General features: G+C 70.8%; 21 protein-coding genes. 10 read left to right on the forward strand and 11 right to left on the reverse strand.

All coding sequences use genetic code 11. The features are described 5' to 3' along the window. Positions 1-28: 28 nt before the first annotated feature. Both ACIPY8_RS01720 and ACIPY8_RS01725 read right to left on the reverse strand, forming a co-directional pair. Positions 29-1,444 carry an MFS transporter gene (locus ACIPY8_RS01720; protein WP_400814276.1) on the reverse strand — a complete coding sequence of 472 codons (1,416 nt, stop codon included), beginning with the start codon at positions 1,442-1,444 and terminating at the stop codon, positions 29-31. A 79-nt stretch (positions 1,445-1,523) separates the two neighbouring features. Then, positions 1,524-2,087, reverse strand: a complete 564-nt coding sequence (locus tag ACIPY8_RS01725) for a TetR/AcrR family transcriptional regulator (protein ID WP_400814278.1) — start codon at positions 2,085-2,087, stop codon at positions 1,524-1,526. Between the two features lie 238 nt (positions 2,088-2,325). On the opposite strand from ACIPY8_RS01725, the gene ACIPY8_RS01730 reads away from it, so the two are divergent. The 3 genes from ACIPY8_RS01730 to panB are packed head-to-tail and all read left to right on the forward strand — an operon-like array spanning position 2,326 to position 4,756. Next, positions 2,326-3,051, forward strand: a complete 726-nt coding sequence (locus tag ACIPY8_RS01730) for a DUF2520 domain-containing protein (protein WP_400814280.1) — start codon at positions 2,326-2,328, stop codon at positions 3,049-3,051. Then, positions 3,048-3,890 carry a pantoate--beta-alanine ligase gene (gene panC / locus ACIPY8_RS01735; protein ID WP_400814283.1) on the forward strand — a complete coding sequence of 281 codons (843 nt, stop codon included), beginning with the start codon at positions 3,048-3,050 and terminating at the stop codon, positions 3,888-3,890. Before ACIPY8_RS01730 ends, panC begins: the two co-directional genes overlap by 4 nt. Then, on the forward strand, positions 3,887-4,756 hold the full coding sequence (panB, locus tag ACIPY8_RS01740) for a 3-methyl-2-oxobutanoate hydroxymethyltransferase (protein WP_400814285.1): 870 nt from the start codon (positions 3,887-3,889) through the stop codon (positions 4,754-4,756). The genes panC and panB overlap by 4 nt, the downstream gene beginning before the upstream one ends. 116 nt (positions 4,757-4,872) lie before the next feature. Here panB and ACIPY8_RS01745 read toward each other — a convergent pair whose 3' ends face one another. Further along, positions 4,873-6,096, reverse strand: a complete 1,224-nt coding sequence (locus ACIPY8_RS01745) for an MFS transporter (RefSeq protein ID WP_400814287.1) — start codon at positions 6,094-6,096, stop codon at positions 4,873-4,875. A 106-nt stretch (positions 6,097-6,202) separates the two neighbouring features. Here ACIPY8_RS01745 and ACIPY8_RS01750 point away from each other — a divergent pair, with 106 nt between their 5' ends. After that, positions 6,203-6,508 carry an ArsR/SmtB family transcription factor gene (locus ACIPY8_RS01750; protein ID WP_400814289.1) on the forward strand — a complete coding sequence of 102 codons (306 nt, stop codon included), beginning with the start codon at positions 6,203-6,205 and terminating at the stop codon, positions 6,506-6,508. A gap of 101 nt (positions 6,509-6,609) precedes the next feature. Then, entirely contained in the window at positions 6,610-7,968 is a 1,359-nt protein-coding gene (locus tag ACIPY8_RS01755; RefSeq protein WP_400814291.1) for a DUF222 domain-containing protein, read from the forward strand. A gap of 197 nt (positions 7,969-8,165) precedes the next feature. Here ACIPY8_RS01755 and ACIPY8_RS01760 read toward each other — a convergent pair whose 3' ends face one another. Beyond that, on the reverse strand, positions 8,166-8,924 hold the full coding sequence (locus ACIPY8_RS01760) for an SDR family NAD(P)-dependent oxidoreductase (protein WP_400814293.1): 759 nt from the start codon (positions 8,922-8,924) through the stop codon (positions 8,166-8,168). Beyond that, entirely contained in the window at positions 8,924-9,187 is a 264-nt protein-coding gene (locus ACIPY8_RS01765) for a helix-turn-helix domain-containing protein (protein WP_400817616.1), read from the reverse strand. The genes ACIPY8_RS01760 and ACIPY8_RS01765 overlap by 1 nt, the downstream gene beginning before the upstream one ends. Positions 9,188-9,235: 48 nt before the next feature. Here ACIPY8_RS01765 and map point away from each other — a divergent pair, with 48 nt between their 5' ends. Next, on the forward strand, positions 9,236-10,006 hold the full coding sequence (gene map / locus ACIPY8_RS01770) for a type I methionyl aminopeptidase (RefSeq protein WP_400814295.1): 771 nt from the start codon (positions 9,236-9,238) through the stop codon (positions 10,004-10,006). 148 nt (positions 10,007-10,154) lie between these two features. Here map and ACIPY8_RS01775 read toward each other — a convergent pair whose 3' ends face one another. The 3 genes from ACIPY8_RS01775 to ACIPY8_RS01785 form a co-directional block, all read right to left on the reverse strand. Beyond that, the gene (locus ACIPY8_RS01775; protein WP_400814297.1) at positions 10,155-11,726 is read right to left on the reverse strand and encodes a glycosyltransferase family 2 protein; all 1,572 of its coding nucleotides are present in this window, start codon (positions 11,724-11,726) and stop codon (positions 10,155-10,157) included. Between the two features lie 111 nt (positions 11,727-11,837). Next, entirely contained in the window at positions 11,838-13,016 is a 1,179-nt protein-coding gene (locus ACIPY8_RS01780) for an RNA polymerase sigma factor (RefSeq protein ID WP_400814300.1), read from the reverse strand. Beyond that, on the reverse strand, positions 13,013-13,390 hold the full coding sequence (locus ACIPY8_RS01785; RefSeq protein WP_400814302.1) for a YciI family protein: 378 nt from the start codon (positions 13,388-13,390) through the stop codon (positions 13,013-13,015). Before ACIPY8_RS01785 ends, ACIPY8_RS01780 begins: the two co-directional genes overlap by 4 nt. A gap of 177 nt (positions 13,391-13,567) precedes the next feature. Between ACIPY8_RS01785 and ACIPY8_RS01790 the strand changes: the two genes are divergently transcribed. From ACIPY8_RS01790 to ACIPY8_RS01800, 3 genes are all read left to right on the forward strand, one after another. Then, complete coding sequence (locus tag ACIPY8_RS01790) at positions 13,568-14,191, forward strand: PadR family transcriptional regulator (protein ID WP_400814304.1); 624 nt, start codon at positions 13,568-13,570, stop codon at positions 14,189-14,191. 23 nt (positions 14,192-14,214) lie between these two features. Then, entirely contained in the window at positions 14,215-15,900 is a 1,686-nt protein-coding gene (locus ACIPY8_RS01795) for an ABC1 kinase family protein (protein WP_400814305.1), read from the forward strand. A gap of 103 nt (positions 15,901-16,003) precedes the next feature. Beyond that, on the forward strand, positions 16,004-17,995 hold the full coding sequence (locus tag ACIPY8_RS01800) for a BCCT family transporter (protein WP_400814307.1): 1,992 nt from the start codon (positions 16,004-16,006) through the stop codon (positions 17,993-17,995). 90 nt (positions 17,996-18,085) lie between these two features. Here the strand turns inward: ACIPY8_RS01800 and ACIPY8_RS01805 are convergent, their stop codons facing one another. Then, positions 18,086-19,669, reverse strand: coding sequence for an SDR family oxidoreductase (locus ACIPY8_RS01805; protein WP_400814309.1), 1,584 nt, complete (start codon positions 19,667-19,669; stop codon positions 18,086-18,088). Between the two features lie 301 nt (positions 19,670-19,970). Between ACIPY8_RS01805 and ACIPY8_RS01810 the strand changes: the two genes are divergently transcribed. Continuing rightward, entirely contained in the window at positions 19,971-21,536 is a 1,566-nt protein-coding gene (locus ACIPY8_RS01810) for an MFS transporter (protein ID WP_400814310.1), read from the forward strand. Between the two features lie 102 nt (positions 21,537-21,638). On the opposite strand, the gene ACIPY8_RS01815 is transcribed toward ACIPY8_RS01810, so the two are convergent. Then, complete coding sequence (locus ACIPY8_RS01815) at positions 21,639-22,190, reverse strand: MarR family winged helix-turn-helix transcriptional regulator (protein ID WP_400814313.1); 552 nt, start codon at positions 22,188-22,190, stop codon at positions 21,639-21,641. Next, positions 22,190-22,456, reverse strand: coding sequence for a hypothetical protein (locus ACIPY8_RS01820; protein ID WP_400814315.1), 267 nt, complete (start codon positions 22,454-22,456; stop codon positions 22,190-22,192). Before ACIPY8_RS01820 ends, ACIPY8_RS01815 begins: the two co-directional genes overlap by 1 nt. Between the last annotated feature and the right edge of the window lie 91 nt (positions 22,457-22,547).

Consider the following 22,547-nt stretch of genomic DNA (forward strand, 5'->3'; position numbering starts at 1 on the left):
AGACGACGCGTCACCCGACGCCGAGCCCTCACCGCCGCCGCGCGAACCCCGCCACGACCGCGCCGGCCACCGTCACCGCCGCGGCCCCGAGGAACAGCCACGAGAATCCGCCGGTCATCGCCTCGGGTGCCGCCACCCCCGCCGCGGTCAGAGCCTCGGTGCGGAGGGAGGCGACGGTGCCGAGCGCGGCGAGTCCGAGGGCGCCGCCGATCTGCTGGCTGGTGTTCACGAGTCCTCCGGCGAGTCCCGCCTCCCCGCCCTCGACGCCGTCGACCGACAACTGCGTGGCGGTGACGAACGCTCCGCCGAGTCCGACGCCGATGAGCAGGGTCGGGCCGAGCAGGTGCGCCGCGTATCCGGCATCCGCGGGGGCGAACGACAGCCACACGAGGCCGACCGCGAGCGCGAGCAGCGATCCGATGAGGGTCGCCGTCAGGCCGAGGCGCTGCACGACCGCGGGCACGATCCCGGCGACGACGACGAGGGCTCCGGCGAGCGGCAGCTGCGAGAGGCCGGTCGTGAGGGCGTCGTAGCCGAGCACCGCCTGCATGTAGACGGAGAGGGCGAAGAACAGGGCGACCATCCCGGCGCCGACGAGCAGCACCACGACGTTGCCGATCGACAGGGTGCGGTTGCGGAAGACCCCGAGCGGTACCAGGGGCGACGCCGTGCGGCGCTCGATCGCGACGAACGCCGCACCGAGGGCGACCGCGAGCACGAGCAGTCCGAGCGGGAGCGGATGCAGGATGCCGACCTGCTCGACCGCGCTGAGCGCGCCGACCACGGCGACGAGCGCCCCCGTGATGGTGACGGCTCCCCACACGTCGAGCTTCTCGCTCGCCGACACGGTGTCGCGGGAGATCAGCAGCGGAACGGCGACGAGCACGATGATGCCGACGGGCACGTTCACGAAGAACACCGACTGCCATCCGAACGCCCCGGTGAGCACGCCGCCGAGCAGCACACCGGCGGCGGATCCGATACCCGCCACGCCGCCCCATACGCCGAGCGCCTTCGAGCGATCGCGCGACTCGGGGAAGAGCTGCGTGAGCAGGGCGAGCGCCGACGGGGCGAGCAACGCAGCCGAGACGCCCTGCAGCGCGCGCGCCGCGAGCAGCATCTCGCTCGAGAACGACAGCCCGGCGAGAGCGGATGCCGCGACGAAGCCGGCCGTGCCGAGGAGGAAGATCCGGCGGTGGCCGTAGCGATCGGCGAGCCGTCCGCTGAGGAGCAGCAGTCCGCCGAACGCGAGCACGTACGCGGTGATCACCCACGCGAGCGCAGCTGTCTCCATGTCGAGTTGCTCGCCGAGAACGGGGAGCGCGATGTTCACGATCGACGCGTCGAGCACGACGAGGAACTGCGCGAGAGCGAGGATGCTCAGAGCGAGCCAGCGTCGACTGCTGCGCGCGGTCACGGTGGGGGCGGGGGTGATGAGGGTCATATGATCTCCTGATTCCGGTTGTTAGTGAGTGGTCACTCACTCATGAGGACATGCAAAGGCCCGACCTTCGCCGGGTGGTTCATTCGGGGTGGCGGATGCCGTGCGCGACGATCTTCGCCCACGGTGCGCTGCTCTCGTCGACGCGGGCGGTGACGATCAGGTGGCACAGCTGTCCGTAGGCGATGAAGCGCTGCACGGCGTCATCGCTCCCCGCCGACCGCTGGCGCACGAACTCCGTGACCTTCGCGAGTCCGGAGCGCAGCGCGTCCCCGATCTCGGGGATCTCCGCCGCGGACTGCGCGTGCACCTGCAGCATGAGCAGCGACCGATCGCGGATGAGGTCGGCATACGCCTCGCCCATCGCATCGAGCACCTCGTCGGGCGCGGGGGACTCGGCGGCGTCGGCCCCGGTGTCCAGCGCCTCGACGATCCGCTCGAAGCACGCCTCGAGCGCGGCGACGAACAGCTGCTCCTTGCGTGGATACAGCTTGAAGACGTACGCGGGGGAGATCTTCGCCTCGCGGGCGACGTCTGCCACGGTCGTGCGGAAGTACCCGCCGCGCGCGAACTCCACCAGCGCGGCGGCCGCGACGAGCGGTCGGCGGACGTCGGCGGTCGAGAGGATCGGGCTGCGCGGGGTCATGTCAGCGACTGTACTCGCGTGAGAGTGATTGGTCAATCACTCTCTACGGCGATGTCTAACAGGATCGGTGGTAGCCGCGGCTCTGAAAGCAGAATGCTGTCTATCGTGCGCTTGGGGACATCAAAGTAGTAACTGGAGTGACTGTTACGTATGTCAGATCGCTCCCGAGTTTGGCGTGCGTGCCGCGTCGGGCGGATACTCGACCCATCCGCATCGACGATCTCGAGCGACAGAAACCATGACATCCACACCCTCCCGGACCTCCGCGCCGACCATCGCCATCGTCGGCGCCGGCCGTGTCGGAAGCGTCCTCTCCCGGGCTCTCCGCGCGGCCGGCTTCGACGTCGTCGGGCCGCTCCGCCGGAGTGAGGAAGGTCCCGCCGTCGACCTCGCGGTTCTGTGCGTTCCCGATGCCGCGATCGCTGAGGCGGCGGCGTCCGCTCGTCCCCATGCCGCCCGGATCGCGCATGTCTCCGGCGCGACGGGGCTGACCGACGTCGACCTGAGCCTGCACCCGCTGCAGACGTTCACGGGTGCGGAGTCGCCGGCGGTCTTCCGTGGCATCGGCGTCGCGATCGACGGCCGCACCGGCGGCGATCGGGCACTCGCCGCGCACCTCGCGACCGCGCTCGGCGCGGTGCCGTTCGGGGTCGACGACGATCACCGCGCGAGTTATCACGCCGCGGCATCGTTCGCCTCGAACTTCCTGCTCACCGTGCTCGACGCGGCGGAGCAGCTGGCCGCGCCGGCCGGTGTCGAGCGGGCGCACCTCGCCCCGCTCGTGCGGCAGACCGTGGAGAATTGGGTCGCCTCCGGGGCGGCCGCCGCCCTCACGGGACCGATCGCCCGGGGCGACGAGGTGACAGTGGCGCGGCAGCGCGCGGCATCCGGCGATCTCGTTCCCCTGTTCGACGCGCTCGCCGCCGCGACCCGCGAGGTCGCCGCCAGGAAGGACGACGCATGAGGATCCTCCGCACGATCGCCGAGGTGCGCGCCGCCCTGCGCGCAGCGCGCGCGACGGGGCAGACCGTCGGGCTCGTCCCCACGATGGGCGCGTTCCACGAGGGGCATCTCTCCCTCATGCGGGCTGCGCGCGCCGAGCACGACCTCGTCGTCGTGTCACTGTTCGTGAATCCGACGCAGTTCGCGCCGAACGAGGACCTCAGCACCTACCCGCGGGACGAGGCCCGCGACGCCGCGCTCGCCAAGGCCGAGGGCGTCGACATCCTCTTCGCCCCCGCGCCCGCCGAGATCTACCCCGACGGCTTCGCCACGAGCATCCACGTCTCCGGCCTCACCGAGGTGCTCGACGGCGCGAGCCGCGGCGCCCACCACTTCGACGGCGTCGCCACGGTCGTCACGAAGCTGTTCGGCATCGTCCGCCCCGACTCCGCGTACTTCGGGCAGAAGGACGCGCAGCAGGTGCTCGTCGTGCGCCGCGTCGTGCGCGACCTCGACCTCGACGTGCGGATCGTCGCCTGCCCGATCGTGCGCGAGAGCGACGGCCTCGCTATGAGCTCGCGCAACGTCTACCTCGACGCGGATTCTCGGGTGCAGGCGACCGCGCTGAACCGAGCGCTCGATGCGGGGGACGCGGCGCACCTCGCGGGTGCCGATCCGCTCGCGGCCGCCCGCGCCGTGCTCGCCGAGGCGGGCATCGATCCGGAGTATCTGGAACTCCGGGATGCCGAGACATTGGCGCCCGTCGAGACCGTCGACCGCGACGCCCTGCTGCTCGTCGCTGCCCGGGTCGGCGCTGCCCGCCTGATCGACAACCACCTGCTGAAGGGGTCCACCGCATGAGCGCCCACGCCGCCCCGACCCGTCGCCTGACCATCGGCGACCTCGCGCGCAAGAAGGATGCCGGCGAGCCGATCGTCATGGTCACGGCCTACGATTACCCGAGCGCGCAGATCGTCGAGTCCGCGGGCGTCGACATGGTGCTCGTCGGCGACTCCGCCGCGATGACCGTGCTCGGCTACGACAGCACCGTTCCCGTCACGATCGACGAGATGCTCATGCTCACGAAGGCCGTGCGGCGCGGACTCTCGACGCCCCTGCTCGTGGGCGATCTGCCGTTCGGGTCGTACGAGGCGTCGGACGCGCTCGCGCTCGAGACCGCGCAGCGCTTCGTAAAGGAGGCGGGCGTCGACCTCGTGAAGATCGAACGCGGCGGCACGACGGTCGACCGGGCCCGCGCGCTCGTGAATGCCGGCATCCCGGTGGTGGGGCACGTCGGTCTCACGCCGCAGACCGCCACCGCCCTCGGCGGCTTCCGCGCCCAGGGCCGCACGGCCGAGGCCGCGCTCGCCGTCATCGACGACGCGCTCGCCCTGCAGGATGCCGGTGTCTCGCTGATCGTCGTCGAAGCCGTGCCCTCCGCCGTGACGGCGGCGCTCGTGCCGCTGCTGCGCGTCCCGGTGATCGGCATCGGCGCGGGAGGCGACGCCGATGGCCAGGTGCTCGTGTTCCACGACCTGCTCGGCATCTACGACGGACCCGCGGCCGCCTTCGTCAAGCGCTACGCCGACGTGCGGACCGCCTCGATCGACGGCGTCGTCGCCTACGCGCGAGAGGTGCGCTCGGGCGAGTACCCCGGCCCCGAGCACGGCTATGGGATGCCGGACGCCGAGGTCGCCCGTCTGCAGGAGCTGCTTGCGGGGCGGTAGGTACGGGCCGGACCGCGCCGGGAGGAGTTCTCCGTGACGGGAGGAGGCGGGCGCGGCATCCGTCCTCCCGAGGGGGGTTCTCCTCCCGAACCGGTGGGGCCGAACCGCGACCCGGACTACTCCGCCCGACGGACCCGCAGCACGAACGCGATGACCGCGAGCGCGATGACGACGACCCCGTAGCCGACGCACACCGTGCCGAGGCCGAACACTCCGACGAGGGTTCCGGCCACGACCGCGGGTACGGCGAACGCGAGGTAGGCGAGCACGTAGATGACGGCGAACGTGTCGGCGCGGGCGGTCGCGGGGATGCGGGGCGCGAGCGATCCGACGACGCCGGAGAACGCGGTGCCGAAGCCCATGCCGGTGATCGCGGTGGCGGCGAGGTAGAAGGGGAGTGACGCGACGCTCAGCGCGATGAGCGACAGGGACGTGCCGACCGCGAGGGCCGCAGTGCCGAAGATCACCGAGGTGCGCGGGGCGCGTCGACGGAGGGTGAACGCCGCGACGGCACCGACGCCGGCCAGCATCGCGACCGACAGACCCTGCCAGGTGTGCGCCTCGCCGCCGAGCTCCGTGCGCACGATGTTCGCGCCGAGGGAGAGGAAGAGCCCGCCGGTCGCCCAGCCCGCGATGACCGCGGGGGCGCCGCGCCAGAAGTCCGCGCGGATGCTGCCGGGGATCGACAGGCGGAAGCTCAGCGACGCCCACACGCCGGGCTTCAACGGTGCGGTCTCGGGCGCGAGCAGGAACAGGCCCGCGAGGACGAGGTACGCGACCGTGAGCGGGGCGAACACGTCGAGCAGGGGTTCGCCGGTCGCGTCGAGCGCGATGCCCGAGACGAGAGCTCCGAGGGCGAGGCCGATGCCGGGGCTCAGCGCGTTCCAGAGCGCGGCGGTGCGGGATCGGCCGCCGGGCGCCAGGTCGAGGGCGGCCGCGGAGAGCGCGGCGATCAGCACACCGCTCGCCGCGCCCTGGAGGATCCGCGCGAGGACGAGCGTCGCGACAGAGTCGGCATGCCAGAACAGCACCATGCTGCCGGCGAGGATCAAGAGTCCGCCGATCACGACCGGGCGGCGTCCGATGTGGTCCGAGAGCGACCCCGCCGTGAGGAGAGCCAGCAGCAGGGCGATCGCGTAGACGGCGAACACCGCGCTGATCACGATGGCGTCGAAGCCGATCTCGGCGGCGAGCACCGGGTAGAACGGCGACGGCGCGCTCGCACCCATCATCATCACGATCTGCGTGCCGACCGCGAGCGCGAAGCCGAAGCCCGCGCGGCGGATCGGGGCGACGGGTGCGGCGGCCTCGGTCGTGACGATCGGCTGAGTGGTGGTCATGGCGGCTCCTCGGGGTGGGTGCGCTCCGGCATCCGATTAGTTCGAGAAACATCGAACCTTTGCGACAGTACTCGCCTTCCCTCGATTGTTCAACTATTCTCGAACTATGCCTGGCGACCTCCCGCACCCGGATCGCTCCGAGATCCAGCTGACCGACGTGCTCTTCGCGCTCAGCGACCCCGAACGCCTCGCGATCGCGCGCCAGCTCGCCGACGGCCCCCTCGACATGGCCGCGTGCCACGCCACCGACCCGAACCTCCCCAAGTCGACCAAGTCGCACTTCATGAAGGTGCTGCGCGAGGCTGGCGTCATCCGCAACGAGCCCAACGGCCGGCGCCGGATGCTCACACTCCGGCGCGAGGAGCTCGACCAGCTGTTCCCGGGGCTCTTGGACTCGGTGCTGCGGGGCTGACGCCGGGACCTGCATCCCGCACCTCCTGCTGCATCTCGGAGTGCTGGAACTCTTCGTACTTATCTTCGAATCTTCGTTGTGATGCCGCCTAAAATGGAGGCATGGCAACTCTGACCGCACTGCACGAGGCGATGACCCGCCTCGATGATGTGTGGGCAGAATGCGATGACAGCCGATCGCTCTCTCGGGCGCAGCTCATCGCCGTCAACGGTGCCGTCGATGCGCTCAAGAGACGCCTCGATGCCGTGCACGCCGACGTGGCGGCGCGGATCGCCGAGGAATCGCGGAGCGAGCTCGGCGCCGACAGCCTCGCGAAGCAACAGGGATACCGATCGTCGGCGAAACTCATCGCGGCGAGCACGGGTATGTCCACGGGTGATGCCTCGCGCCTGATCATGGTCGGAGAGGCGACGGCTCCGCGAGCCGACCTGCTCGGCGCCCCGCTGCCCGCGAAGTATCCGCTGGTGCGTGACGCCCTCGGTGTCGGCGCGTTGAGTGTGCAGGCCGCGGCTCTCATCGTGGCGATGCTCGACCGGTGCCGCATAGTCGCAGGTCGTGAACGTACGGCCGAGGCCGAACGTTCACTCACCGAATCGGCGCGGGGGCTCGGACTCGACGATGTGCGGCGACTCGTGACGAAGGCGGAAGGGCGACTGGACTCCGGCGGTGTCCAGCGCCGGGTCGACGAACAGCGCGCCCGACGCTCGGTGACGATCTTCGAACGCGACGGGATGGTTCATCTCGATGCCCGACTCGACGCGGAGTCCGCGGCGCCGGTCGTCACGGCGATTCGCGGGTACGTCACGGCGGCGTTCGCGGCGCGAGCGGACTCCGCCGGTGCGGATGCTCCCGATGCCGACCGTCGCACTGTTCCCGTGCTGCAGGCTGACGCGCTCTCGCTGTTCTGCACTCATGTCCTCGGGTGCGAAGAGCGTCTGCCGCTCGGGGGAGCGACGGTCGTCGTGCGGGTGGCGCTCACCGACCTCGAGTCGGATGCCGGAACCGCGGAGATCGACGGACTGGATCAGCCTGTCGGAGCGGGAGCCGCGCGCCGGATGGCCGCGGGTGGGGGAATCATCCCGTGCGTGCTCGGTGGAGACAGCGAGATCCTGGACTGGGGTCGCGAGAAGCGTCTGTTCACCAGGGCCCAGCGTCTGGCGCTCATCGAACGAGACGGTGGATGCGCGATGTGCGCGCTGCCGCCGCAGATGACCAAGGCGCATCACATCCGCTGGTGGGGTCGAGATCGCGGGCCGACCGACCTCGAGAATGGTGTCCTGCTTTGCGAGACCTGTCACCACCGGATCCACGACAGCGGCTGGGAGATCCGCGTCGAGGGGCGAGGCGTCGACGGGCGGGTGTGGTTCGTTCCGCCCCGGTGGGTCGACCCCGATCAGACGCCTCGACTCGGCGGGCGGGCGCGCTTCGACGTCGGGCGGAACTTCGCGACGGTCGCGTGAGGGGGACGGGGTCTGACGGTCGCGCGGGTGGGTGTGAGTCTGCTCGGTGGCGTGGAAGCGAACGAGCGTCCCTCGGCGGCGGCGGCGGGGGGTCGGCGGGGGTCGGCGGAGCCACAGAGCCAGTGACGTGCAGCGGCCGGCGGAATCGGGCACACGGTGGGCCACACCGTTGCGAGTCTTCGATGGCATCGCGGCGCTCAGCGGAAGTAGGACGCGCCGTTCAGGTCGAGCACCGTGCCCGAAGCCCAGACCGCTCCGGGTGAGGTCAGATACGCGACCGCGTCGGCGACCTCCTCGGGGGTGCCGACGCGATCGAACGGGCTCTGCCCGCGGATGCCGTCGCCTCCGGTTCCCTCGAGCTTCGACGCCTGCCGCTCGGTCGCGATCATCCCGGGCGCGACCGAGGTCACGGAGATGCCGTGCGGCGCGAGGACGAGCGCCATCGACTGGCCGAACGCCTGCAACCCGGCCTTCGTCGCCGCGTAGGCGGGGTGATCGGGCTCGCCGCGGAACGCCCCGCGCGACCCGACGTTCACGATCGCGCCGCCGTCGCCCTGCGCGATCATGTGCTGCGCGACGAGCATCGTCACGTTCGACGCCCCGAGCAGGTTCACGGCGACCATGTCGGCCCACGCGCGCTGCCAGTCATCGAACGACACCTCGTCGACACGGTGCGCGTTGGCCGCGCTCGGCGCGACGGCAGCGTTGTTCACCAGGATGCCGATCGACCCGAGTGTCTCCACCGCGGCATCCACCACTGCCCGCGCGCCCTCGGGGTCGCCCAGGTCGCCGCCGACGAGCACGTGTCCGGAGCCGTCGAGCGATGCGAGGGTCTGCGCCGCGGCGTCCCGGTCGCGGCCGTAGTGCACCGCGACGCGATCGCCGCGACGGGCGAACGTCTGGGCGACGGCGCGACCGATGCCACGGGAGGCGCCCGTGACGAGGGCGGTCGCCATCAGGACGCGACCCTGCCGCGTGCCGGCTCGATCTCCGTCCACACGGCATCGAGCGACAGATGCAGAACGCCGGCGATCGCGGCGATCGTCGAGAACGCCGGCGTCGCGACGCGACCCGACTCGATCTTGCGCAGGGTCTCGGGCGAGACACCCGCGTCGAGCGCGACGCTCAGCATCGACCGTTCGCCGCGCGCTCGCCGCAGCAGGGCGCCGAGGCGCTCTCCACGCTCGACCTCGGCAGGGCTCAGCGGCAGTCGCACCATCATGTGCCGATTCTAATACCGGGATAGTTTGACCGGTATAGTTATCCCATGATCGAGATCCTCACCCCTGCCCAGCTCGACCGCGCCCGAGACACCGGCGCGCTGGTCGGCGGCATCCTGCAGACGCTGAAGGCCCGCGCGGAGGTCGGCGTGAACCTGCTCGACCTCGACCGCTGGACGAGGGAGCTCATCGAGGATGCCGGGGCCGAGTCCTGCTACGTCGACTACGCCCCGTCGTTCGGCCGCGGGCCCTTCGGCCACTACGTCTGCACAGCGGCGAACGATGCCGTGCTGCACGGGATGCCCCACGACCACCGCCTCGCCGACGGCGACCTCCTCACGCTCGACCTCGCCGTGACGCTGCGCGGTGTCGCGGCCGACGCGGCGATCAGCTTCACGGTGGGCGACTCCGCGGCATCCGATGACCTCGCCATGATCGACGCGACCGAGCGCGCCCTCGCGGCCGGCATCGCCGCGGCACGCCCCGGGGCGCGGATCGGCGATCTCTCGCATGCGATCGGCTCCGTGCTGCACGGCTCCGGCTACGCGATCAACGGCGAGTTCGGCGGCCACGGCATCGGCTCGACCATGCACCAGGATCCGCACGTCGCGAACGACGGTCGCCCCGGTCGCGGGTATGCGCTGCGCCCCGGCCTGCTCCTCGCGCTCGAGCCCTGGGTCATGCACGACACGGCCGAGCTCGTGACGGACGCCGACGGCTGGACGCTCCGCAGCGCGACCGGATGTCGCACCGCGCACACCGAGCACACGATCGCGATCACCGAGTCCGGCGCGGAGGTGCTCACGCTCGCGCGCTGAGGATCGGTATCGCGGAGGTCGGTATGGCGGATATGGGCGTCGCGGAGGTAGGCGATGACGCCGGGGTAGGTGCGAACGCGGGGGATCATCCTCCGTGCGGGACGTCTCCTCCGCCGGCGACCGGCCTCGCGTGACGCGCGCGCCCGCGTCAGCGCCGTCGTGCGCGACTGCGCACCCGCCGGGCCGCGCGTCCCGCGAGGTCCTTGAGGCGTCCTCCGGGGAACACGCGGCGCAGCTCGACGGCGCCGCCGCGCATGGCGACCGGCGTGCAGGTGCGCCCAGCAAGGAGCGGCGAGTGTCCCGCGCCGGCCAGGGTCGCGGCATCCGCCGTGAGGGGCACGTCGAACGTCCAGCCCGCGCGACGGACCTTCGCGACGATGCGCACGCCGCGGGACTCGTCGCCGCGGCCGAAGACCTTGAGCGGATCGAGCGCGAGCGTGGCGGTGCGGCCGTCCTTCAGGCGTGCGCTCGCGAGGACGCGCTGGTCACCGGCATCCCCCATCACGAGGTCGACGCGGTCGTTGCGCAGTTCGCGTCCGGCCTCGAGAAGTCCGGTGGGCAGACCGTCCATCGGCACGGGAAGAGACGTCAGGCGCCCGGAGTCGGGCTCGATCACCAGCGCGTCCGCGCCGTCGCGTGTGATGTCGACCCGCAGCCCGAGGTGCAGACCGCCTCCGCGGGACCAGGATGCCGAGGTGACGGCGACCCGGCAGTCCAGGTCCTTCTCGAAGCGTGCGAACGCGAGGAGGTCGGCACGGCGATCGGCGCGGAGCAGCGCGGCGCGGATGCGCTGGGGGAACGCGAGTCCTCCGTCGACGCCGGGGCCGAATCGCCGCCGTGCGAGGGGCACCACGACGTCGAGCAGCCGTTCGCGGTAGTCGGTGGGGTACTTCACGAGGCGCGTGCCCGCGAGGCGCTTGAGCACCTTGCCGCGGAACCAGTGCCGCAGGAGTCGATCGCGCAGCGGTCCGGGCTGGGTGTACTGCTCCACGAGGTCGAGCACGGCCTCCAGATGCGGGTAGTACGACTCCGGATCGATGCGCGCCGAGCTCGCGCTCCCCGGCTGCTTGACCCACGCATAGCACGGGGTGCTCGCGAGGATCGAGATCCGCTCGGCCTCGAAGTAGGCGCGCATGACGAAGAGGTGGTCCTCGAGACGCACCCTGCCGTCGGGGAAGCGCACCCGCTTATCGCGCAGGAACTCCGTGCGGAACATCTTGTGCGGTGTGAGCATCTCGAGCAGAGGATCTCGTCCGAGCCGGGCGTCGGGCACGTCGCGTCGGTAGATCCGCGTCGGGAGCGGCCGGCCCACGCCGACCTCCTTGCCGACGAGGACGTCGGCGCCGTGCAGATCGGCGTAGTCGCACATGCGCTCCAGCGCCTCGTCGAACAGCCAGTCGTCCTGGTCGACGAACTGCACGTAGTCGCCGCGTGCCGCCGCCACGCCCTCGTTGCGCGGAGTCCCTGGCCACCCCGAATGCGGGAGGTACAGGACTCGCGCATACGATCGCGTGCGCTCCACTTCGGCGAGCCGCGCCTGCGTCGCCTCATCGGAGCCGTCGTCGCAGAGGAGCAGCTCGAACCGGGAAGGGTCGAGGGTCTGCCGGTCGAGCGAGGCGATGAGGTCGTCGAAGGACTCTCCGGGATTGAACACGGGGACGACCACGCTCACGCGGACGTGGGCGGACGGGGAGCGCGAGGGAACGGCGGAAGTCGACATCGCTGGAAGTCAAACACCGCACCCTGTGCGAACACACGGGGGTTGTGATGAGCGCGCTGACATGCAGTCGGGCGCGCGGATGCCGTCGTGCGGCGCTATCGACCTGCGGCGCTACCGCCCGGCGGCCCGCCCGTGGAGGAACGCCGCGACCTCGGCATCCTCCGCCATCTCGGCCGCCCGCATGTACGCGTCACGCGCGTCGCGCCCCGCGGCGGCGAGCAGCTCGGCGCGGGCGGCCCAGTACGGCTGGAACGCCTCGGCGTCGGCGGGTAGTGCGGCGAGGCCGGCCTCGGGTCCGTCGATCCGCGCGGTCACGACGGCGGCCGCGACCTGGGCTCCCCGGGTCGGCGCGACCTCGAGCAGGGCCGCGTACAGTGTCCGCAGCACCGCCCAGTCCGTCGCGCCGGTGCGCCGCCGGTCGGTGTGCACGGCCTGGATCGCGGCCTCGAGCTGGAGCCGGCCCGGTGCGCCGTCGGGTCGTGCTCGCCGCAGGTACGCCTCTCCCTCGGCGATCAGATCGGCATCCCAATCGGACGGGTCCTGCTCGTCGAGCGGCACGAAGACGCCCGACCGCCGCCGCGCCAGGCTCAGCGTCGTGAGGGCCGCGAGGCCCCAGGCCTCCGCCTCGGTGTCCAGCAGCGCCGCCAGGGTCACGGCCAGGTACTGCGCCTCCCCGGCCAGCGACGCGGCATCTCCGCGCCAGGACAGCGCCGTGCATCCGTACACGGCTTCGAGCACGGCGGGCAGCCGCTCGGGCATCGCGGCACGACCCGGCACGACGAACGGGATGCGGGCGTTCTTGATGCGGCGCTTCGCCCGCACGAGTCGCTGCGCCATGGTGGCCGCCGGCACCGCGAACGCGCGGGCGATCTCCGAGGCGTCGAACCCCAGCACGGTCTGCAGCATGAGCGGTGTGCGCGCCGCCGGGTCGATCGCGGGATGCGCGCACACGAACAGCAGTTCGAGGCGCTTGTCGCCGATCGCGAGCGGGTCGTGCTCGGCGAGCGGATCATGCCTCGCACTGTCGTCGTGCAGCGGGGCGGAGGCGCGCGCTGCAGCGGACTTCCACACGTCGCGCAGTCGGTTCCTGGCCACGGTCAGCAGCCATCCTTCCGGGTTGTCGGGAACGCCTGCGTCGGGCCAGCGCCGCAGCGCCTCCTCGAAGGCGCCCGACAGCGAGTCCTCGGCGAGGCCGATGTCGCCGCTCTGCGCGGCGAGCAGAGCGACGAGCCGCCCGTAGGAGGTCCGCGCCGCGCGCTCGGCGGCGACACGGGCCTCCTCGGCGCTCATCGGTTCGGCGTCCAGGTGCCGTCGACCGTGTGCACGGCGCCGGGCCGTACCTCGACCGCGCCCCACTGCACCGACGGCGCCTGGCGGGCGTACTCGATCGCGGCATCCAGGTCGGGCACGTCGATCACGAACGTGCCGCCGAGCTGCTCCTTCGTGTCGGCGAACGGGCCGCCCTGCACCTGGAGGGCGCCGTCGCGCATCCGCACGGTCGTCGTCACGGCCGACGGCTGCAGGACCTCGCCGCCGATCAGCACTCCGGCGGCCTGCAGCGTTGCGGCGTAGCTCGCGAACGCGGCCTGGCCTTCGGCCAGAGCCTCCTCGCCCAGCTCGGCCTCGCTCATCTCGGGGTAGTGCAACAGCAGTGTGTAGCGCATCGCTCTCATCTCCTCTGTCAGCGGTCAGCGTACAGAGCAATGACGAGCGAGCGGCAGGCCGATCGACGGCATCCGGGAACTTTCTGCGAGAGTGTCGGATTCCCACCCCGCGCACAGGGTTAACGATATATCGTTGACTATCGCTCACCGCTCCATCACCAGCACTGGGAGGTCATCATGAACAACGCATTCCCCTTCGGCACCAGCGGACAGAACGGCGACAACCCGCTCGGCGGACTCTTCGGATCCGGCGGCCTCGGCGGCCCGAACGGCCCCGCCGGCGCGATCTTCGACGCCCTCGACCAGCTGCGCAAGTCCTTCGACCAGCAGCGTCCCAGCGGCGGCACGCGCATGGCCCGCGGCGACGTCCGCACCGCCGTGCTCTCCCTGCTCGCCGAGCAGCCCATGCACGGCTACCAGATCATCAACGAGATCGCCGAGCGCAGCGGCGGATCGTGGAAGCCGAGCGCCGGCTCCGTCTACCCGACGCTGCAGCTGCTCGCCGACGAGGGCCTGATCGAGGCCGAGGAGCAGAACGGACGCAAGACGTACTCGCTCACCGAGGCCGGTCGCGCCGTCGCGTCCGAGTCGACCGAGACGCCCGCGCCGTGGGAGTCGACGTCGACCAAGGAGGGTCACCGCAACGACCCGCGCTTCACCGCCCTGCCCAAGTCCGGCGTCGACCTCGCCGCCGCGGCCGCGCAGGTGGGACGTACGGGCAGCCCCGAGCAGGTGCAGCAGGCCATCGACGTGCTCGATGAGGCGCGCCGTAGGCTGTACACGATCCTCGCTCAGGACTGACCCCGGACGAACAGAGGCCTTCGATGACGGATGCTGCGGCGCAGGGCGCCCATCGCGCCCGGTACCGCCGCATCCTGTCGTTCGCCGCGCGGGAGTTCACCATCGTCTGGTGGTTCGAGCTCGTCCTGCCGCGGCTCGGCCTCTCGCGCATCTCGGAGCGCACCCGCACCCCGCGGCTGCAGCGGTTCGCGCGGCGCTTCCACGCGCTCGCGATCGACCTCGGCGGCCTGATGATCAAGGTCGGCCAGTTCATGTCGTCGCGCCTCGACGTGTTGCCGCCCGAGATCACGAAGGAGCTCGAGGGCCTGCAGGACGAGGTGCCCGCCGTGCCGTTCGCCGACATCCGCCGGGTCGCCGAGGCCGAACTCGGCATCCCGCTCGACCGCGCCTACGCCTGGTTCGACGAGACACCGGTGGCGGCGGCATCCCTCGGCCAGGCGCACCGCGCCCGCCTCTCCGAACTCGACGCGGCCGACACCGGACTCGACGAGGTCGTGGTCAAGGTGCAGCGACCCGGCATCGACGCGATCGTGGAGGTCGACCTCGCGGCACTGCGGCGGGTGGCTCGCTGGGCGATGCGCGTGCGTCTCGTCTCCGACCGCGTCGACGCCCCTGCGCTCGTCGAGGAGTTCGCGCAGACGAGCCTCGAGGAGATTGACTATCTGCACGAGGCCGCGAGCGCCGAGCGGTTCCGCGAGAACTTCGCCGACGACCCGCGCGTCGCGGCGCCCGAGATCGTGTGGGAGCGGTCGACGCGCCGGGTGCTCACGCTGTCGGACGTGACGGCGATCAAGATCAACGACACGGATGCCCTGCGTGCAGCCGGGATCGACCCCTCGGCCGTCGCCGACGCGTTCGCCGAGGTGATGTTCGACCAGGTGTTCACGCACAGCTTCGTGCACGCCGACCCGCACCCCGGCAACATCTTCGTGACACCCGCGCCGACGATGCCGGGCGGGTTCCGGCTCACGTTCATCGACTTCGGGATGATGGCCGAGGTTCCCGACAACCTCCGCGACGGCCTGCGCACCCTGCTCATCGCCGTCGCCGGGCGTGACAGCCACGGTCTCGTCGCGGCCGCGCAGGAGATCGGGGTGCTCCTGCCCTCGGCCGACACCGCCGAGCTCGAACGCGCGCTCACCGCCCTGTTCGCGCGCTTCGGCGGCATGGGATTCGCCGAGCTCGCCCAGGTGGACCCGCGCGAGTTCATGGCCTTCGCCGACGAGTTCGGCGACATGGTGCGCTCGCTCCCGCTGCAGCTGCCCGAGAACATGCTGCTGCTGATCCGCGCGGTGTCGCTCACCTCGGGGATGTGCTCGAGCCTCGACCCCACGTTCAACGTGTGGGACGCCGCCGAACCGTACGCCGGGCGGCTGCTGCGCGACCAGACCGGCGGCTTCATGCGCGACATGGGGACGCAGGCCATGGAGAACGCCGCCGTCACGTGGCGCCTGCCGAAGAAGATCGACGCGATCATCTCGCGGGTCGACGCCGGCACCGTGACGTTCGACACCTCCCGGCTCGAGCGCCGCATCGACCGGCTCGAGGGCCTCGCGCGTCGGATCGGCTCGGGCGTGCTGTTCGCCGCGATGCTGGTGGGCGGCGCTCTGCTCGTGCCGACGCTCGAACCGCTCGGCATCACGCTGATCTGCGTGTCGGCGCTGCCGCTCCTGCACGCCGTGTTCGCGGGAGTCGGCCGCCGCCGCTGACCGGGTTCCCGAGGTTGGCGCACGACGTTTCGTCTCGCTGACGCTCGCTCGACGACCGGGTGCGCACCGGCCCCGAGATGCCGGCATGGGAGAATCGGTAGTCATGGACACTCCTGACGAGCAGCCCAGACGCACCACAGACTCCGCGAAGACCACCACCGACACCCTGCGCCAGGCGGGCAAGCAGGCCGGAAGGATCGTCCGCGACATCGCGACCGTTCCCCCGCGCAGCGTGCATCCGGCCCTCGTGCCCGGCGTCGCGGTCGAGGAGACCGGTCGCACCTACCGCACCGATCCGCTCGTGTTCGGCGTCGCCGCCTCCTTCACGATCGCGTTCATCGCGTGGGGCGTGTTCGCGGGCGACAACCTCGCCGGCACGACCCAGACCGTGCTCGACTGGGTCGTGGAGTACTTCGGCTTCTTCTTCACGACGATCGCCACGGTCATCCTCGTGTTCATGCTCTTCGTCGGCTTCACCCGGTACGGACGCATCCCCCTCGGCCGCGACGACGAGGAGCCCGAGTACTCGATGTTCTCGTGGATCTCGATGCTGTTCGCCGCGGGCATGGGCATCGGCCTCGTGTTCTGGGGAGCCGCCGAGCCCCTCACGTTCTTCGAGAGCCCGCCGCCCGGCACGGTGGAGGCGAACACCCTGGAGGCCATGCACACCGCGCAGGCCCAGGTGCTGTACCACTGGGGTCCGCAGGCGTGGGCGTTCTACGCGCTGGTCGGCGGCGCGATCGCCTACGGAGCGTTCCGCCGCGGACGCACGCCGCTGATCTCGTCGATCTTCGCTCCCCTGCTCGGCGAGGGCCGCACGACCGGGCCCCTCGGCCGCACGATCGACATCTTCTCGATCATCGTCACCCTGTTCGGCACCGCCGCGTCGCTGGGCCTCGGCGCGCTGCAGATCGGCCACGGCGTCGAGATCGTCAGCGGCATCGGCGAGCTCGGCAACGGCGTGCTCATCGGGGCGATCGCCGTGCTCACGGCCTGCTTCATCGCCTCGGCCGTATCGGGCGTCTCGAAGGGCATCCGGGCACTGTCGAACATCAACGCCGTCATGGCGCTGCTGCTCGCGTTCTTCGTGTTCTTCGTCGGACCGTCGCTGCTGATCCTCAACGTCATCCCGTCGGTGGCCGTGCAGTTCCTCGGCGACCTGCCGACCATGATCGCGCGATCCGCGTCCCAGGGCGACGAGGCGCAGGCGTTCCTCTCCGGCTGGACGATCTTCTACTGGGCGTGGTGGATCTCGTGGTCGCCCTTCGTCGGCATGTTCATCGCGAAGATCTCGCGCGGCCGCACCCTGCGCCAGTTCGTGTCCGTCGTGATCCTCGTGCCCTCCGCGATCTCGCTCGTGTGGTTCGCGATCTTCGGCACGACGGCGATCCAGCAGCAGATGGACGGAGCCGGCCTCATCGTCGATCCGCCGGAGGAGGTCCTGTTCGGTGTTCTCGAAAACCTCCCGTTCCCGCTGATCACCAGCATCCTGCTGATCCTGCTGATCTCGATCTTCTTCATCACGGGAGCGGACTCCGCCTCGCTCGTGATGGGCACGCTGTCGCAGCAGGGGCGCCCCGACCCGTCGCGCTGGGTCGCGGTCGTGTGGGGTGCGCTCGTCGGTGCGATCGCCGCCGTGGTCCTCGTCACCGGTGAGGAGGGGAGCGGCCTCCAGTCGCTGCAGAACGTCACGATCATCGCGGCGCTGCCGTTCGCGGTGATCATGGCGTTCATGATGGTCGCGTTCATGAAGGACCTCCGGCGCGACCCCATGATCCTGCGGGAACGCTACGCGCGGGCGGCCGTGCGGCACAGCGTCATGGCCGGACTCGAGGAGTACGGCGACGACTTCGCGCTCGTGCCCGTCGAGTACGACCACTCCGAAGACGACCTGGCCTGGATCGACGAGGCCTCCGTCGACGACAGCCTCGCCGAGGTCTACGCGACCGCGACCGAGGCGATCGACATCATCCCCGAGGCGGGGACGGATGCCGGAGCGGATGCCGCGGCCCACGCCGATCCCTCGGCCGCGCTGGCCGAGGACACGGCCGAGTCCGTCGACGAGGCCGGCGGCGTCGCCCCGACCGAACGCTGACCGCCGCCGCATCCCGTCGAGAGATGGAGAACGCCGCTGACGGATGCCGTTCAGCGGCGTTCTCCATCTCTCGCGCGCGGGGTGGAGCGGTCAGGCGGCCGGGGCGACCGTGTCGACGGGGAGCTCGGCCGCGGCGGTGATGCGCGCGGCCATCCCCGCGAAGATGAACCCGTGGAAGGGCAGCACGGCGAACCAGTACAGCCGTCCGGCGAGCCCCTTCGGGAAGAACACGGCGCGCTGCTCGTAGCGCGCGCCCGCGGCATCCGGCAGCGCGCGCAGCTCGAGCCACGCCTCGCCCGGCACCTTCATCTCGGCCCGTAGACGCAGCAGCCCGCCACTCGCTTCCGAGGCCTCGGTCTCGGTGCCCGGCTCTTCCACGGCTTCGACGCGCCAGAAGTCGATGGCGTCACCGACCCGGGCGTCGGCCTTGCTGCGGCGACCGCGGCGCAGTCCCACACCGCCGACGACGCGGTCCATCCACCCGCGCACAGCCCACAGGAACGGCGAGGAGTACCAGCCGTTCGTGCCGCCGATGCCGATGATCACCCGCCAGAGCCCGTCGACCGATGCCGTCGTCGTCAGGGAGCGCGCATCCGTGAAGACGGTGCGCCCCGCCCAGTCGGGGTCGCTCGGCAGGGGGTCGCTCGGCGCACCGCTGACCTCGGAGTCCTGCCAGCTCGTCTCGATCGCGTCGGCGTTCACCCGGCCGAGGGCGAGGTGCACGGCCTGACGATATGGGGTGAGTCCCCCCTCGGGCCGCGGGATGAGGTCGTCGACGGCGTGGTCCTTCACGATGCACTCGTTCTGCAGCGAGGCGACGAGAGGGCGGGCGATCGACCGCGGAACCGGCGTCACGAGGTTCACCCAGTGCGAGGCGAGCCCTGGCGTGAAGACCGGCAGGGAGGCGATCGCCCGCTGCCGCAGACCCGCCTCGACCGCGTACCCGTTCATCATCTGGCCGTAGCGCAGCACGTCGGGTCCGCCGATGTCGACGGCGCGGTTGACGGACTCGTCGACGCGCGCGGCGCCGAGCAGGTAGTGCAGCACGTCGCGCACCGCGATCGGCTGGATGCGGTTGCGCACCCACTTCGGCGCCGGCATGTACGGCAGCACCTCGGTGAGGTGGCGGATCATCTCGAACGACGCCGATCCCGAGCCGATCACGACCCCGGCCTGCAGCACGAGCGTCGGCACGCCCGACCGCAGGAAGATCTCGCCGACGTGCACTCGGGAGCGCAGGTGCGGCGAGAGCTCCACGTTCTCGGGGTGCAGGCCGCCGAGGTAGACGATGCGGTGCGCGTGCGCGCTCGCCGCGGCATCAGCGACCGTCTGCGCGGCGCGCTCGTCGCTCTCCTCGAAGCCCTTGCCGGCGGACATCGAGTGGATGAGGTAGTAGACGACGTCGACGTCGCGCATGGCTTCGGCCACGGCATCCGCGTCATCGGCGGATCCCTCGACGATCTCGCAGTCGGGCCCCCAGGGGAAGGATGACGCGCGCGCCGCGTCGCGGGCGAGGACGCGCACCCGGTATCCGGCGTTGAGCAGGCGCGGTGTGAGGCGCCCGCCGATGTATCCGGTCGCGCCGAGCACGAGCACGCGGGGGGCTGTGCCGTCGTCGCGGGGGAGGGCGCGCAGGTCGTCTTCGAGTCCGGTCGGCTGGGTGAGCTCCGTCATGCCACCGAGCGTAGGCCGGTCCGCGGATGTTTTCACTAGGTTGGCAGATCACTAGTTCATCTAGTAACCTGCCGTCGAAGGAAGGCACGGAAAATGTCCGGAGCAGCGAGTTCCCCCGCGCGCGTCGATCACGTACTGCGTGACGCACCGTCGCTGCTCTCGGATGCGGCCAGCCTCGCGCCGCTCCCCGCCAGCGAGGCCGTGGGACGCGCGGTCGATTCGGATCGCGCGTCCCTGGCCTCTGCATTTCCTCGACGATGACCCGCGCCGCGCGGATCGCGAGAGTAGAGAACAGAGCACCATGTCCGAACCCGTGAAGAACAGCGAATCCCTGTGGCGTCGGCTCGGCCGTCGCCTGGGTCTCCTCAAGCCCGAGGAGCCGCGCCGACTCACGGTCGACGATGTGACCGTCGTCGACAAGCCGATGCTCCGCCGCGCGGTCGCCGGCACCGTCGTCGGCAACCTCATGGAGTGGTACGACATCGGCGTCTACGGCTACCTCGCCGTCATCATCGGACGGGCGTTCCTCCCCGACGCCTCGGCGGGCGCGCAGTCGCTGTTCTCGCTCGGCGTCTTCGCCGTCACCTTCGTCGCCCGTCCGCTCGGCGGCATCGTGCTCGGCCAGCTCGGCGACCGCATGGGGCGCCAGCGCATCCTCGCGTTCACGCTCATCATGATGGCCGCCGCCACGTTCCTCATCGGCGTGCTGCCCGACTTCTCGGTGTGGGGCGTATGGGCGCCCGTCCTGCTCATCGTTCTCAAGCTCGCGCAGGGCTTCTCGACCGGCGGCGAGTACGCCGGGGCCACGACCTTCATCACCGAGTACGCTCCGGACAAGCGCCGAGGCTTCTACGCGTCGCTGCTCGACCTCGGCTCGTACATGGGCTTCGCGATCGGCGCGGCGTTCGTGTCGATCCTGCAGCTGACGCTCTCGGCCGACGTCATGCAGGGCTTCGCGTGGCGCATCCCGTTCCTCGTGGCGCTGCCGCTCGGCCTGATCGCGATCTACTTCCGTCTCAAGATCGAGGACACCCCGGCCTTCCAGGAGGCGCAGGACGCCGCGCAGGCGGCCGCCGACGAGGCTCAGGCCGCCGCGGATGCTCCCAAGGGCGTGATCGCGCTGATCCGCGCGTACTGGCGCGAGCTGCTCACGGCGTTCGTGCTCGTGGCCGCCGCCAACACGGTCGGCTATGCCCTGACGTCGTACATGCCGACGTACCTCACCGGCACGCTGGGGTACGACGAGGTGCACGGCACCCTTCTCACGCTGCCGGTGCTCGTCGCGATGGCGCTGTGCATCCCGCTCACTGGCAAGCTGTCCGACCGCATCGGCCGGCGCAAGGTGCTGTTCATCGGCTCGATCTCGGCGATCGTGTTCGCGGTGCCGGCGTTCCTGTTCATGATGCACGGCGCGATCTGGTCGACGGTCCTGGGCCTGGTGCTGCTCGCCTTCCCCGTGACGTTCTACGTCGCGAACCTCGCCTCGTCGCTGCCCGCGCTCTTCCCGACGTCGTCGCGCTACGGCGGCATGGGCATCTCGTACAACCTCGCGGTCGCGCTGTTCGCCGGCACCGCGCCGGTCGTGATGGAGGCGCTCGTGCAGATGACGGGTTCGTCGCTCGCCCCCGCGTTCTACGTGATCGGCACGTCGATCGCCGGATTCATCGCGGTCGTGGTGCTCAAGGAGTCCGCGCGGCGGCCTCTGCCCGGGGCCATGCCGAGCGTGCAGACTCCGGAGGAGGCGATCGAGCTCGTCGAGACGCAGGACGAGAACCCCGACCTCGACCTCGACGAGCTGTTCCCGGAGCGGCTCGACATCGCCGATGCCGACGGGGCCGCGACGGGCGAGCAGCCCGAGAAGGTCTGAGGTCCGGCATCCCGGGCCCGGCCGATGGTGCCGGATCCGGACGGGATTCCGCGTGGGCGGCCGCCCCCGGCGCGGGTGACCGGATCTCGGGCGGGCAGGCGACTACTCGCCGGCCGATTCCTCGTGCGACCGGATCACGTCGCGGAGCTCCTGGTCGAGATCGGAGGCCTCCTCGATCGCGGAAGTCATCCCCGCGAGGAAACGCGTGATCACGGCGCGCTCCTTGTCGTCGAGCTCGTCCACGAGGGACAGCATCCGGCGGTGCATCGCCCCGAGGGTCGCGCGCACCTCGTCGTCGCTGTTCACGGTCGGCACCACGACTCCGGCGCGACGATCGGTGGGATGCGGCTCCCGACGCGCGTGACCGCCCTTCTCGAGGCGGTCGATCAGGGTGGTGGTCGATGCGGTCGAGATGTCGAGGGTGCGGGCGATGTCGATCGGGCGCACGATGCGTCCGGCCTTCTGCTCGCGGAGGAGGAAGCGCAGCGCGACGAGGTCGGTCTCGTTCATCTTCATCGAGGCGCGGGTGCGGGCGCGCATCGCCGTCTCCGCGGCCCGGTAGCGACGGAGGAGGTTGAGCACGTCGACCGTGCTCGCGCTGTCGGTGTCCGGGTACCAGTAGCCGGAGCGGGTGTAGTCCTCGGAGCGCTCCATCAGGCCACCTCGTCGTCGTCGCTCATGCGGTTCTCCTGCTCGCGCGCGAGCATCTCGGCCGCCCCGGATTCGACCTCCGCGGGGACGATCCGCAGGAGTCCACCGGTGATCGCCTCGTGCTCTGCGGCGATGATCTGGTCGAGTCGCCAGGCGGGCACGGCCGGGAACTGTTGGCGCAGTCGCTCGAGCATGTCGGAATACAGGATGTATCCGGCCTCCTCGAGAGTGAATCGCTCGACCATGGCGTCCTTTCCGCAGGTACCCATCTTCGCATCCGCGGAGAGTGGCCGGTCACATTGAGATTCGCTAGTCTGACTGCTTACCTGGTTGTCGAGTAGCATGGACGGGTCAGGGGGT

The sequence above is a fragment of the Microbacterium sp. NPDC089696 genome (genome assembly GCF_044749125.1).
GTDB lineage: Bacteria > Actinomycetota > Actinomycetes > Actinomycetales > Microbacteriaceae > Microbacterium.